Annotated in this window: 12 protein-coding genes and 1 pseudogene; 9 read left to right on the forward strand and 4 right to left on the reverse strand. The window is 38.0% G+C overall.

Translation table 11 applies throughout. The annotated features are described in order from the left end of the window. The first annotated feature begins 70 nt into the window (after positions 1-70). The 9 genes and pseudogenes from QQL36_RS05955 (at position 71) to tnpC (ending at position 11,062) form a co-directional block, all read left to right on the forward strand. The gene (locus QQL36_RS05955) at positions 71-1,141 is read left to right on the forward strand and encodes an IS110 family transposase (protein WP_321566421.1); all 1,071 of its coding nucleotides are present in this window, start codon (positions 71-73) and stop codon (positions 1,139-1,141) included. Between the two features lie 959 nt (positions 1,142-2,100). Then, positions 2,101-2,376: pseudogene (locus QQL36_RS05960) on the forward strand (DDE-type integrase/transposase/recombinase); the annotation flags it as partial. 35 nt (positions 2,377-2,411) lie between these two features. Next, positions 2,412-2,540, forward strand: coding sequence for an IS3 family transposase (locus QQL36_RS35615; protein WP_415751070.1), 129 nt, complete (start codon positions 2,412-2,414; stop codon positions 2,538-2,540). A 210-nt stretch (positions 2,541-2,750) separates the two neighbouring features. Then, a complete protein-coding gene (locus QQL36_RS05965; RefSeq protein WP_321569278.1) occupies positions 2,751-5,348 on the forward strand; it encodes a P-loop NTPase fold protein in 2,598 nt (865 codons plus the stop codon). A gap of 594 nt (positions 5,349-5,942) precedes the next feature. After that, positions 5,943-6,254 carry an IS66 family insertion sequence element accessory protein TnpA gene (gene tnpA, locus QQL36_RS05970; protein ID WP_321569279.1) on the forward strand — a complete coding sequence of 104 codons (312 nt, stop codon included), beginning with the start codon at positions 5,943-5,945 and terminating at the stop codon, positions 6,252-6,254. Between the two features lie 2 nt (positions 6,255-6,256). Continuing rightward, a complete protein-coding gene (tnpB, locus tag QQL36_RS05975; protein WP_321569280.1) occupies positions 6,257-6,655 on the forward strand; it encodes an IS66 family insertion sequence element accessory protein TnpB in 399 nt (132 codons plus the stop codon). 82 nt (positions 6,656-6,737) lie between these two features. After that, the gene (gene istA / locus QQL36_RS05980) at positions 6,738-8,312 is read left to right on the forward strand and encodes an IS21 family transposase (RefSeq protein WP_321566678.1); all 1,575 of its coding nucleotides are present in this window, start codon (positions 6,738-6,740) and stop codon (positions 8,310-8,312) included. Positions 8,313-8,372: 60 nt separating this feature from the next. After that, complete coding sequence (gene istB, locus QQL36_RS05985) at positions 8,373-9,131, forward strand: IS21-like element helper ATPase IstB (protein WP_321566677.1); 759 nt, start codon at positions 8,373-8,375, stop codon at positions 9,129-9,131. Between the two features lie 371 nt (positions 9,132-9,502). Further along, a complete protein-coding gene (tnpC, locus tag QQL36_RS05990; protein WP_321569281.1) occupies positions 9,503-11,062 on the forward strand; it encodes an IS66 family transposase in 1,560 nt (519 codons plus the stop codon). Positions 11,063-11,081: 19 nt separating this feature from the next. Here tnpC and QQL36_RS05995 read toward each other — a convergent pair whose 3' ends face one another. The 4 genes from QQL36_RS05995 to QQL36_RS35625 form a co-directional block, all read right to left on the reverse strand. Continuing rightward, complete coding sequence (locus QQL36_RS05995; protein WP_321569282.1) at positions 11,082-12,086, reverse strand: reverse transcriptase domain-containing protein; 1,005 nt, start codon at positions 12,084-12,086, stop codon at positions 11,082-11,084. 770 nt (positions 12,087-12,856) lie between these two features. Then, positions 12,857-13,114, reverse strand: a complete 258-nt coding sequence (locus tag QQL36_RS35620; protein ID WP_415751055.1) for a DDE-type integrase/transposase/recombinase — start codon at positions 13,112-13,114, stop codon at positions 12,857-12,859. Then, complete coding sequence (locus QQL36_RS06000; RefSeq protein ID WP_321569283.1) at positions 13,024-13,257, reverse strand: DDE-type integrase/transposase/recombinase; 234 nt, start codon at positions 13,255-13,257, stop codon at positions 13,024-13,026. Before QQL36_RS06000 ends, QQL36_RS35620 begins: the two co-directional genes overlap by 91 nt. A gap of 16 nt (positions 13,258-13,273) precedes the next feature. Further along, entirely contained in the window at positions 13,274-13,546 is a 273-nt protein-coding gene (locus QQL36_RS35625) for an IS3 family transposase (protein ID WP_415751071.1), read from the reverse strand. Positions 13,547-13,731 lie beyond the last annotated feature (185 nt).

The following is a 13,731-nucleotide window of genomic DNA, read 5'->3' on the forward strand; positions in this document are numbered from 1 at the left end:
AGCGAAAAAGAAGTTCCTGATATTAAGTAAATTTAATTACGACATTAACTCACTTAAAAAATCAGGAACCATGCCTAAAGTTAAGCAACTCAACTTTGAAGGACAAACAATCTTTTGCGGAATCGATGTCCACAAAAAGACCTGGAGGGTCAATATCAGAAATGATGAATTTGAACTGGAAGATTACAGCCAGGAAGCTTCAGTAGAACAACTAGTGAATCACTTACAGAAAAAATATCCTGGCGCCAGTTACCAGGTAGCCTATGAAGCTGGTTTTTGTGGCTTTAGTATACATCGTTTTTTGTCAAAATTAGGGGTAAATTGTATTGTTGCTAATCCGGCAGATGTGCCTAGTACAGATAAAGAGAAAAGGCGTAAAAATGATAAGATTGATGCACGCAAAATAAGTCGTCATTTATCTAAGACAGAATTACCTCCTATTTACGTGCCCGACCTGGAAGCCGAACATGCGCGTACATTGGTGCGGCAGCGTGGCCGATTAGTTCAAGATCAGACGAGGTGCAAAAACAGGATATGGCACCTTCTCATGTTCAGTGGCTTAAAATTGGATGTAGATAAGCCACAACAATACTGGAGTCGCAAATTCATAGCTACACTTCAATCTTTATCTTGTCAGACGGAATCACTTAAGATGGCTCTAAATATAGCCTTGGAGGAATATTTACTAGTCCGGAAATTATTGAGTGTAGCTACCAAACAAATACGAACATTATCTATACACCCTAATTATACTGCGGTACAAAAATTGTTGCAAAGTATACCTGGAATAGGTATTGTGAATGCGATGATAATTATGGCTGAATTACAGGATATGAATCGATTTAAGACGCTTGATAAATTGTGTTCTTATGTCGGGATTGTACCTGACACAGGAAGTTCCGGTGAGAATGATGTAATAAAAGGAATCACGCAACGAGGGAATCACTATCTACGGCCAGCAATTGTAGAAAGTAGTTGGGTAATAATAAGAAAAGATCCTGCCATGTTGATGTTATACAAGAAATATTGCTCTACAATGATACCTAATAAGGCAATCATCAAGATCGCCAGACATTTGCTAAGTCGAATAAGACATGTGTGGAGGAACCAGGTAGAGTATGAAATAGGCATAGTTGGCTAATGCGTGCGTTTTGAAGGCATGGAGCATCAAGAAAAGATAAAGGCAGCCCATATGGGGAGCCTTTACCAATTATCGGATTTTTCCGTCAGCATCAGGCTATCCCTTGCTGGGTTGCTCGCCAGCATTGCCCAGCTCCGTTTGATCTGATTTAACAAAATTAATAATTTAAGCAGATACACTCTTCAAAGTTATTGAGGCATCCACCGTTGAGTAAGCATTGCAGCACTTCGTAATATATTCGAAATGACTGCTTATCGAGAATACAGATGCCTTTATTAAAGAAGTTAATAAGACCTTGCAGCTCTTTGTTTTTGCTCATAAAGCTGAGTTCTAAATAAAGAAGACTGTTTATTGAAGTGTACTTGAATTGATGTATGCTTAATAAAAATAGAATCGTTATGTAGAAATGTAACACATACTATAGTATCAGGAATACTCGTTGTATATTTATGCAGCGAAAAACTCATCATTGAAATGCTTACTTCTTTTGTCTGTTAATATTTTTTCTATACTTTGCCATTGCGAATCGGTCAATAATGTGTACTTCGGTCCCATAGTTTGTTTCTGGTAAATCCAAACTAATTGATCGATTCGTATTTTTCAAATCTCCTGCCGCCTAATTTTTAAACATGCTCTAAGCTGGATAATCATTTTCGAAAAACTAGAAATTGTCTTACCAATTCTTATAATTACACTAAATAGGTTTTGTTCTCCTGCATTTTGAAAGCTTAATAAAATCTTGACTTATATGTACGATCAATACCTTATTATTTACAAACATATCTTACTTGCTATATGAATAAAAATACGGTCGATTTTAAGTTACTAGCAATAAGACAGATTCCAATTATTATCTTGAAGTATCTGCCAATATACTTAACAGGAAATTTATGGCAATGCGTCCTTCAGAAAAATGGGTGTCTGATATTACTTACATCTGAACCTAGGGCGGTTGGCTTTATCTTACCGTTATCATAAATCTGTTTGACAGAAAAGTTATAGGATGGTCTATGAGTAGTGGCATGACAGCGAAGGAAACAATCGTTGCTGCATGGAAAATGGCCGTCAGGAATAGGTTGGTGAAAAAACGTGTGATCTTTCATTCCGACAGAGGCGTACAGTATGAGAGTCACGAGTTCAGGAATTTATTTAAACGCAGGGATGTAAGGCAAAGTATGAGCGGAAAGAGTAATTGTTGGGATAACGGCGTAAAGGAGAATTTTTCAAAATCTTAAAATCAGAAATAGGTTATAATACCGCATATGCCTCAATTGAGGTCGCAAAAACGGAGTTATTTGAGTTTATTGGAATATGGTATAACAGGCAGCGGATACATTCTATACTGGGTTACTTAACGTCTGAAGAATATGGTAAATCTATTACAAAACAAGCAGCTTAATAGTTTGCCCGTTTTTTTGTTGTAAATCCACATTGTCTTTTGCATTAAAAGCATGTAAAATATTTTATCATAACGAAGAAATAAATATTCCTTAAGCAAAACACCCATAAAGAAAATAATGGGAGGTAGCTATTTTGAGTTCGAATTCGCATAAAACGTCTTCTTAATCCAGTATATCATAATATATATTTAAATTTTAATATATCCAGCATGACAAATCCGTATAGCAAGGCTTCTTGGAAACAGTATAAAAAAAGCCTGACACCAAAAAAAACATGGCAATGTATTTTCATTATAATAATTGCCCTAATTGGTGTAGATTACTTTTTACCATTATGGAATACCTATATTTTCGAAACAATCATTTGTCATATCAATGAGGGTGCTATTTTAAATATAGCTACCCTTATATTATGTGCATATTCAAGTATAAAGGTAACTCCTAAACTCAAACTAGGGCTGTTACCTTCAATAAATTCTGTATTTTTTTTCCTTACAATAGTTACTATATATATCTATTATGGAAGATTAAATAGTACGTATAATTTTTACACATTCAAAGACTTTCATATACCGTGGCTGGTTAATACGGATTTATTACTTTTGTCTTGCTTGTCATTATTAGATTTTCGTGCATACAACTCACCATTAATTGTCAAAAATCAATTTTCATTTATTGAGGACAATGCCATAGTAGACAAAAATAAAGATTCTGCTCACATTAATAGTGATGGATATGTAAATACCATCATTAACCGCATAAATAATAGCTCAACAATAAATTCCTTTGCTATTGGTATATCTGGCAATTGGGGAAGTGGCAAATCATACCTCCTGAATCTCCTGTATAATGCACTAGACAACGAGGACAATATTCGAATTCAGTTCAATGTATGGCGATACAATAATACAGAAGGAATTATTGAAGACTTCTTTAATGCAATCTCTAGTGAACTTAAAATGTATAATACTTCAATTTCAAGTAAAATCACAGATTACTCAAAAAAAATCATACAACCTGGAAAAGAAATATATTTCAGGTTAATGGATACTATTGTTAATGATTTATCAGATCAGGATTCTATCAAATCCAAATATGATAAAATCAATACTGAAATCAGGCTGACCGGAAAACGAATTATCATTTTTATAGATGACCTGGATCGGCTAGGCGGAACTGAAATCGTCTCTGTATTAAAGCTCATTAGAAATGCTGCAGACTTTAATAATACTTTCTTTATTGTTGCAATCGATCATGAATACGTAATTTCAACAATCAAAAACACCAATATCTTCTCCAAAGAGGAACAATATTTAAAAAAAGTATTTCAATTGATTGTGCCTTTACAAAAAATCAATAAACGAAACTATGTTGAGGAAATAAGGAATCTGCTAGGATACTCTACTATGGATTATTTTGACAAGGATATTATCGACAGTGCATTAAAGATAGTATCCTCCCAAGATAAAATATTAAAACAGCGGGGCCTTCCTGAAGGCATGCTGGAAAGCATGTTAGACAACATTAGGGATATAAAGAGATTTTCCAACGTCATAAAGCTAAATTTTGACTTATTGAAGTTTGATATTGATATGAGTGACTACTTCTTATTGGTACTTATCCAATTAAGAAATTTTAAATTATATCGGCTGATAAGTGATCAGATACTTATAAAAGAAGATGTATCCGACACAAATTTTTATTGTTTAAATGAGGAGGAATTAAAAAATTCGTTGGATCCAAAAGCTTTAACAACGCAGGAAACCATTCTTTTAGAAGAAGTTATTAATCTCTTACTTGGGAAAAACCAACGCAAAACAGAAGAAGTGCTCATTAATAAGGACTACTTCTGGATTTACTTCTCATTCCAATTGTTCAACAACATTTCATTTCGGGTTTTCAAGGAAACATTGGAAAAATCTAAAGAGGAAATTGCTACTACATTTAATAATTGGAACAATAAATATCGATATGAACTTATTCAAATTTTGAATAACTTACGTCCTGTCCAAAATATTGAAGAAGCAAAAAAAATGCTATATGCTTTTTCATCTATTGATGATGATAAGGACCATTACATCGAAAGAAGTAAAGATTTAATTAAATCCGACGGTTTCTGGAAACTTGATAATGATGATAACGTAGTCGAGGCTATTAGAGAAATTGTAAATGATGATAACCTTCCTGTTTACTCCAGAGCATCAATTGTGAATAGTCTGAATGAAATAGGAGAACAAAGAGGAAATATCATTTTCAACGATAATGAAATCATTTCAACTATTCAGCGCCTTTTTGAAGTATACCTTAAAAGTGGTAAAGCGTTTGATTATAATGGAAAAATTGAGTTTCTACTTAAAGCTGGTAATATTAATAGAGCTGCACAGTCAAAATATGATTTAAATAATGAAATTGCACGGCGATACGAAGATTTTCTATTAAACAATAAACGTGCCTTCGTCTCATTTATTCTGTATGTTATCCGCTCAAAATCTACACCCCGGCCTTTGTCGCAAACTTACGTATTTAACCCATTCATCAATGATATTTTCTCTAATAATCAATTAGATGAAATAACAAACTGGTTGAATAATATCAAAGAAGAAGAATTAAGGTCAGAAATAACACAGGAAGAGTTAGCTGCCTTTAATACAATTAAAAGCATAATATTAAAACATGCTGATGAATATAAAAATAACAGGGAATTTATAGCGGACAAGGAAGAAGAAGAATTTTTAATACCACATCTGGAAAAAACAGGACAGATAAAGAAGATTTCAACAGAGGAAGATGACGAACCAATGCTTTAAAGGTGAAGATTACTTCCACTTTAAAGCATATTTAATCAGGTGACCTACTACATGACTTAACTTATGCCCATTCTTCCGCTCAAAATTTTCCGTATCGTTACAATGTCATCCAACTTATTAATAAAATTACTCATTGTTCTTTATCCTCACATCATTTGTTTAGACTCAGGAAGTAGGAGGAAAAAGGGCGGGAATTTGAGGACCTTTGCGATAAGAATTGCACTTTTTAACTAAAAAATGTGGTAATTCTAGATAAATCTTCCATAAACTGGTTCCGGGTAGAGCGGTTCGTTACCTCCCCGCTCCCCCACAGTCCCGTACGAGCGGTTTTCCCGCATACGGTTCCTCTACTTAGGGTTTCGCTAACTGATAGCTGTGATAGATCTTTGGTCGAATAAGTGGTATCCATTCTGTAGTTAGCTTTGCTATCTTACCCCATGTCCAGACTCGTTTTCCGCCCCGATGGTTGAGCCATTTATGGAGCAGATGTTTGGTCCGGTTGTAATAAATATGCAGCTTCCTGGTATGCCTCCGGGCAGTTTAAATTTGGAAACGCGTAAGTTCTCTAACTTTCATGATCAATAATAGATCATAATGAGAACTAAAAAATCACAAGTCAATAAGGAGGAATACATGTTTTCCCTCATTGCAGAGCAAGCCACCAGTGGTCAATCTATTAAATCCTTTTGTGCCAGACATGGAATTCCTTCTGGCAACTGGTTTTACTGGCAGAAAAGGTACCAGCAAAGAAATTTAGAAGCTCATAGTGAAAATGGGAGTTTTACTTTGCTTCAAATATCACCGGATGTTGTCTCCTCTATTGACTCTGCCATCTTTGCTGAATACAAAGGCATGAAAATCTATCGTCCGGTACCGGCTTCTTTTCTAAAGGAATTAATTGGGTAGTTATGTTGCAGATTCATCCAGGGACAAGATATCTGCTGTATTCCAAATGGGCAGACGTAAGAAAAAGCTTTGATGGATTGAGTGGGCTTATCACCAACGAACTCAAAATACCGATTGAGTCCGGTGATGTTTTTATATTTCTCAATCGCCGGCAAACTCACATCAAGCTATTGCAATGGGAAGGGGATGGTTTTGGTATGTATTACAAGCGATTGGAAGAGGGTACATTCGAATTACCTTCCGGATTTATGGAAGGGACCCATAGCGAGATATCCAGTAAGCAGCTTTCTCTGATATTGCAGGGGTGTAATCGGCAATTACAACTACACAATTTTCGGCGAATAAGCCTGCAGAGTTTTCGGCAGCAATGCTGCCGAAGAAACGGCAACAACGATACATAATTTTCGGCAGCAATAATGCAGAGGTTTTCTCATCCTTCCCGGAGAAGAATGCCACATTAGCAGGGAACTTAAGTTTCCTGTCATGATGAATGCTTATTTAAAGAAAATTATGATGTATCAGAGTATTAAAGAACTACACGAACAAGGCTTTTCAATAGCCAAAATTAGCAGTACTATTGGTATTAACTGGCGGACGGTAAAGTCTTATCTGTCCATGACCCTGGAAGAATACAACCTGTTTATAGAGAAAAGAGCACAACGTCAAAGAGGATTGTCTGTTTACGAATCTTTTGTTAGGGAAAAGCTGGAGAAATACCAGGATACATCATCCGCTCAAATGCATGACTGGCTCAAAGAGAACTTCCCTGAGTTTCCTAAGACAGCCATTAGGACCATGTTTGATTTTGTAATGTGGGTACGTCGCAAATATAATCTGCCTTATATCAAACCGCTTAGAGAATATGAAATGTTGGAAGAGTCTCCTTATGGGAAGCAGGCCCAGGCTGACTTTGGAGAATATAATCTCCGCAATGGAACTGGTAAAAGGGTAAAGATATATTTTATCGCCATTCAACTATCCCGATCCCGTTATAAATATATCTGGTTTATTGGTAGGCCTTTCACGACTGAATTGGCTATTATGGGCCATGAACAGGCATTTTCCTTCTTTAAGGGCATCCCGGAACAACTAGTCTACGATCAGGATAAGGTCTTCATAGCAGATGAAAACATAGGAGATATCCTTCTTACAGATGCATTCCGGGCATATACCAGAGAAAGACCTTTTGAGCTACATTTCTGTCGAAAATCCGACCCGGAAAGTAAGGGGAAAATTGAAAGCGTTGTCAAATACGTTAAAAGAAATTTTCTGTATAACAGATGCTTTATCGATATAGAAAATTTAAATGAAGAGGCTTTACAGTGGCTAAACCGCACAGGAAACAATATGCCTCATGGAACAACAAAGTTACTTCCTAATGAAGAATGGCTGAAAGAACAACCATACCTGAGCGCTTTACCAGAGTTTATACAAACTACCAGTCCTGAAATTTACATGGTCCGTAAGGATAACACCATCTCTTATAAAAGTAATTTTTATTCGTTACCACTGGGTACTTTTAAAGGAAAAGGAACTGCCGTAGTAGTGGGTGTTGATATGCATATTTACCTGATTATATCCAACTTACAGGGGGATATATTATGCAAACATATGATCGCTGTTGGCAAAGGACAGAAAGTACTAAATACTGACCACAGAAGAGATAAAACCGTTAAGATTGACAAGTTGATTAATGAAGTCTGCGGTTTTTTGGAAGACGATGCAAATCGGGGTAGACAATTTTTAGAGACCATACGAGAAGTGAAACCACGTTATATAAGAGACCAGGTGCTGTTGTTCAGGGACACTATTGATATTTCGGACAAAGTGAGTGTTGGCGAAGCATTGACATATTGTTTGAACAATAATATTCAAAGTGCCAACGACTTCAAATCTATCGTAGAACAGCAGTTGAAAGTAAGAAGAGCAACATCCATCCTTAATTATCAGTCTATCCAGATGAATCCATTAAATGGAGAATTACCCCCTGTAGCTTTAGCAGAACCTGCTAAAAGTTCAATCGAAGATTACATAGATCTTTTTAGCAAACAATCTTGAATCTCTGTCCGGACGACTTACGCAAGCATATTTTATGTATACACAAAATAAAAATCAATCATGGAAAAGAAACAAACAATTAAACAGTATTGCCACCAGTTTAGGTTGGGCGGGATTTATAACCAAATCGATCAACTGGTATCAGCTGCGGAAGCAGCTGGTATTGGTTATCTGGAATACACCGTTAACCTGTTAAAAACCGAAGCGGTACACCGCGATTATAATGATACTCAAAAACGTCTTAAAACAGCACAATTACCCCGATCCAGCGACTTAAACCTGTTCCAGTGCAAGAATGATAGCGGATTGTCTAAGGCTCGCTTAAATCAGCTTAGAGAGCTTAACTGGCTTGATCAGGTTTATAATATTCTTCTTACGGGGCCCTCTGGAACGGGTAAATCCATGCTGGCCGCAGGTCTTTGTGCAGATGCGGTGCAAAAGGGATACAAAGCCTACTTCAGGGATATGGAGGGACTTATCAACATGTTCAAAATGAAAGATTTTTCTGCTTCCGCTAAGATTGAATATAAGAGATTATCCAAAGCCCATTTAATCGTTATAGATGACCTGATGTCGTTTCCTATTGAAAAAAATCATGCTGTCTCATTTTTTAATTTTTTCAACAGTACCTATGAAAAAACAGCCTTTATCATCACTACCAATAAGAACCCCGCAGAATGGGCTACTATGCTCAATGATGAGGTACTGGCAACCGCCTTACTGGACAGATTATTATTCCAGTGTGAAGTAATAAATCTAACAGGAAAAAGCTTCAGACTGGAAAATAGGAAAACAATTTTTGAGCTTACAAACAAATAAATAATACATTTACCTCACTCTGCAGTATTGCTGCCGTTTTTTAGGTATCATTGCTGCCGAAAATAATGTACCATTGTTGCCGAAAACTCTGTATTTATATCTGCCGAAAACTCTGCATTGTTATCTGCCGATTACAAGGGGGTCTCTCTGAAAAAAGCATTCTATCGAAAGCGGTATACCGCTACTGAGGGTTAAATAGATTTTCTGACAGTAATTGTTGGCTAACATCATTAGGGTGTTAGCTTTTTTGTTTTAAGGAACGGACCGTTCTTTATAAAATCAATAATCCATTATGGTTTATCCACTCCCATAGTGTATAAAAAATGATGCGATGGACTTGCACCAAAGCATATCAATGTTATCTTTGGGTAATGTCGGAATCTGCTGCAAATATTAATTACAAAGAGCTGTATGAAGCATCAATAATGATGGTTCAGCAGTTAAATAAAAGCCTTGAGCAGCAGCAGAAAAGCAATCAAAGTTTGCAGGACCAGGTTACCCAGCTTCAGTATCAGCTACAACAATTAACGAAATTATTAAAGGGATTTAAATCCGAACGTTTTTTACCTTCAGCTATATCCAATTTACAGCCAGAATTAGGGTTTAGTGCGGATGTAGCACCTCCTGCGACAAATCTTTCTGATGTAAAAAAGGTAAGCTATACCAAAACTAAGAAATCCAGTGCTGATATAGAAATATCAGATAATGGAACCAGACTTCCTGATCACCTGAGGCGGGAAACAACAATACTGGAGCCCACAGAAGATATTAGTGATTGTGAGAAGGTTGGAGAAGAGGTAAGAGAAACCTTAAGCTGGAAGCCTGGAGAGATCTTTGTAAACCGTACTGTAGTAAATGTTTATCGCAGGAAAACAGCTTCAAAGAGGGGAAAGGAGATTATTATCAAAGCGTCTTTGCCGGTTCGGGCAATAAAAAAATGCCTGGCAGATCCTGCATTACTTGCTCAGATAACGGTTGATAAGCTGGTTGATCATAAGCCGTTAAATCGGCAGATTGAAGCTTTTAAACGCAATGGTGTTGAAATACCTTACTCCACAATGGCTGATTGGGTAGGGCTGGTCGCAAAGGCATTAATACCACTTGGCACTATCCATCTGAAGGAGATGTACAAATATGAATACTGGCATGCAGACGAGACCGGCATAGCAGTGTTGGATAGAGCTAAGCAAAAAGAAACTCATAAAGGCTACTTTTGGACCTTTCTGACAGGTGATGGAAAAATGATTTATTATGATTACCAACCTGGCCGTGGAGGTGAAAGGCCACTCAATATTTTAAAGGATTTTAAGGGTCATCTACAGGCCGATGGTTACGCCGTGTACGACGAGTTGCCATTAGAGAATATTACAGTCTTCTACTGTATGGCTCATGCGCGCCGTAAGATTTATGATGCGCAGAGTAATAATGAAAAACTGGCATCATATGCTTTAAAGGAGATCGCGAAACTGTATGCGATTGAAGAGGCGTGCAAGGAAGAACAGTTGAATGAAGAACAAATAAAGGATCGCCGTAATAAAGAAAGTCTACCTATACTGAAAGCATTAGGTGACTGGATGAAAAAAGAGTATCAGCAACTCAGACCGAAATCCCTTATTGCACAAGCGTTTGCTTATAGTATAAAGAGATGGGAGAAACTAAGTCTTTATGCTCATACAGGTAATCTTATGCCCGATAATAATGCGATCGAGAGGTGCATGAGAAATGTGGCAGTGGGCCGAAAAAACTATCTCTTCTGTGGTTCTCATGATGCTGCACAAAGAGCAGGATTACTTTACTCGTTATTAGTTACCTGCAAACTGAACAATGTCAATCCATATAATTGGCTGAAGGATGTTCTAAGCCAAGATATTAATGAAATGCCTATCAATCGGATCAAAACCTTGCTACCATATAACTGGAAAGGCCAATAATCTTCAGCGAATAGAAGGACTACGCAAAGCTAGTATGAAAAATTGTATTCAAGTTTAAACTGCCCGGAGGCATACTCATGTAATGGGTAAAGCCTAAGAAGTCAAACGTTTTAATTGGATGATTTCCGCCCTTCTTTTCTTCTTCCAGATCAATTAATCTGGTCTTTTCAGGGTGCAAGGTCAAGCCAGATTTCCCTAATCGCTTCGGCAGTACTTCCATCACCCGTAAGGCATCTTCCCTGTTAGTAAACCCCAACAGAAAATCATCCGCAAAGCGGATGATGAAGCTGCCACCTCGCAGTAATGGCTGGATTTGGTCTTTGAACCAGGTATCCAAAACATAGTGTAAATAAACGTTGCTAAGCAATGGGGAAACGCTCCCCCCTTGAGGCGTTCCTTCTGTTGGATACGTCACCTGTCCATTTTCAATTATGCCGGCCTTCAACCACTTGTCGATCATTTTCCTTATCACACCATCTTTTATCTTTAGGTCAAGGAACTCCCGCAAACATTGATGATTGATACTCCCAAAGTAGTTTTGCATGTCAGCGTCTATTATATAGCGCATCCGGTTTACGCTCACTTCTCTGGATAATTCCTCCAATGCCTGATGTTGAGATTTCCCAGGTCTAAAACCATACGAACAGGAATAGAATATTTCCTCGTAGACTGTTGTCAGCACTCGGGTTACCGACGTCTGGAGTAATTTATCGTCCAACGTTGGCAAACCCAGCGGCCGGTATTTACCCTCTCCTTTGGGTATAAGTACTCGTCGGATATGGGGCGCACGATAAACACCGCTCTTAAATGCAGTCAATAGTTGAGGTATTCTTTCTTCTCTTTGCTTATTATAGTCAATCCATTTTTCTCCATCTACCCCGCTTGCCCCTTTCTTATTGAGGCTATCGAAGCAGGAATTTAACATATCAACATTAATAAACTCATGCAGGTTCGTCAAGGCTTCTCCCCGGTATTTCCTTGCCCGTGCCGCTATCTGCATCTCTACTGTTAACACTTCTTTCATGTCTCTGGTACATTTAGTGTTGCTAAGATGCTGGTTCCGTAAACAGACATCCCCCTTCCTTACTCAGTGGCTTTCATAGAGCTGATTTCCCACCTTTCTAACAGTACTATGAGGATGCTAAGACTGCCTTCGTCCTTCTCCTTGCCTTCGATCTCTCTCGGCGTGGATACCTCCCGATATCACCTTTTCTTAACGCAATACAAGGTGGTGATACTAACCTTGGATGCCTGGATTATTTATTGCTCGGTAAATCCTTAAATAAAAAATCCGACTTCCGTTCGGAGACGTTAGGCTCTCCTGTGTTCCCGTATTACCCCTGTCTACCTTTGATATGTTCTCAGACCCCGGTCGAATCGCCCCTGCTCGTCAGGTAACGCAGGTTAGATGTTGCATTAGCATTTCGAACAACTAAAGCTTCAACATTGAGGACAGTTTCGAGGTTCAATAGCATACCTTCAGTAGTCGCTGTCTACGCTTCGTGCCACCATTACTGATGACTACGCAAGACTCGCTTCCGGTGGTTGACTAGACCTTGTCGGGCAGGATTGAGAACCTGCCGGGTAATTTCGAGGCGTTTCATTTATAAATCCCCGCCTCACGGACTTTGCACAGCGCAATCGAATATTGTCCCCTGTAGCCCGCAAAAGGGAAACAATCAATATTGATTGTTTCCCTTTTTTTATGCAGATAAGTTATTGGTTAAAATATTATTTCCCATTTGGGCAGCCAAAATGATGTTTGTGCTTTTCGTGAGAGAACAGGATAAATAGTCAAGCTGCGTGTTTAAAAATAGATTTACCAAATTCTTCAGGGGACAAATAACCGAGCACGTCCCGGCAGTTGCCCTTCCGACTCATACTTTGCTTTACGGACGTGCCCCTAAGTAAATTTCTACATTCCTGAGAAGCATATTTTGCGTCCCTGTCTGAGTGGAAGATCATTCTTTCCCCCACTGAGCTGTTTCTGATTGCCATTTTCCATGCTGCGACCACTGTGGATTGGCTGTCATGTCTGAACTCATGGCCCATCCTATTATTTCCCAGTCGAAAAGATCCATAATAACAGTAAGATAAAGCCATCCGTTCTTCGTTCGGATGTAAGTCAGATCCGATACCCATTTTTCAGAAGTATGTTCTGAGGTAAACTCTCTGTTTAACAGGTTTTCGGACACTTCCAGCTTATGATTACTATCTGTTGTACAGACAGACTTTAAACTTGCCTGTAATAATGCTTCGGAACCCCTTCTTTTTCATTACTCGTGCTACTTCCGGCCTGGAAGCATACAATCTCTGAGATTTGAGTTCTTTCACTATTTTGGGACTTCCATACCGACCTTTACTCCGATGAAAGATTATCTCAAACTTTTCGCTCATCTTTTCCCTGCTTCTGGCAAGTAATGACGGTTCCCTGGGGAGCCAGTTGTAATAACCACTACGGCCTACTTGGAAAACCATACACATCGTCTCGACATCAAATTCTGCCTGATGGTCTTTTATGAACCTGAATATTTGTTTGTCTTCACTGGAGAAGATGCTCACTGCCTTTTGTTACGAACTATTCGTTAAAGCATTATAACTAATGCCCAACAACACAATTATTGCGCATAAAAACTTATGCTGTCATTTTCTGTATAGATAAATAGTAT

The sequence above is a fragment of the Chitinophaga sp. LS1 genome (assembly GCF_034274695.1).
In the GTDB taxonomy this organism is placed as follows: Bacteria; Bacteroidota; Bacteroidia; order Chitinophagales; family Chitinophagaceae; genus Chitinophaga.

What these genes read in the sequence shown, in the direction of transcription:
- QQL36_RS05955 (WP_321566421.1), top strand. Translation starts at nt 71, where the DNA reads ATGCCTAAAGTTAAGCAACTCAACTTTGAAGGACAAACAATCTTTTGC.
- QQL36_RS05965 (WP_321569278.1), top strand. Translation starts at nt 2,751, where the DNA reads ATGACAAATCCGTATAGCAAGGCTTCTTGGAAACAGTATAAAAAAAGC.
- tnpA (WP_321569279.1), top strand. Translation starts at nt 5,943, where the DNA reads ATGAGAACTAAAAAATCACAAGTCAATAAGGAGGAATACATGTTTTCC.
- tnpB (WP_321569280.1), top strand. Translation starts at nt 6,257, where the DNA reads ATGTTGCAGATTCATCCAGGGACAAGATATCTGCTGTATTCCAAATGG.
- istA (WP_321566678.1), top strand. Translation starts at nt 6,738, where the DNA reads ATGATGAATGCTTATTTAAAGAAAATTATGATGTATCAGAGTATTAAA.
- istB (WP_321566677.1), top strand. Translation starts at nt 8,373, where the DNA reads ATGGAAAAGAAACAAACAATTAAACAGTATTGCCACCAGTTTAGGTTG.
- tnpC (WP_321569281.1), top strand. Translation starts at nt 9,503, where the DNA reads ATGTCGGAATCTGCTGCAAATATTAATTACAAAGAGCTGTATGAAGCA.
- QQL36_RS05995 (WP_321569282.1), bottom strand. Translation starts at nt 12,086, where the DNA reads ATGAAAGAAGTGTTAACAGTAGAGATGCAGATAGCGGCACGGGCAAGG.
- QQL36_RS35620 (WP_415751055.1), bottom strand. Translation starts at nt 13,114, where the DNA reads ATGGGCCATGAGTTCAGACATGACAGCCAATCCACAGTGGTCGCAGCA.
- QQL36_RS35625 (WP_415751071.1), bottom strand. Translation starts at nt 13,546, where the DNA reads ATGTGTATGGTTTTCCAAGTAGGCCGTAGTGGTTATTACAACTGGCTC.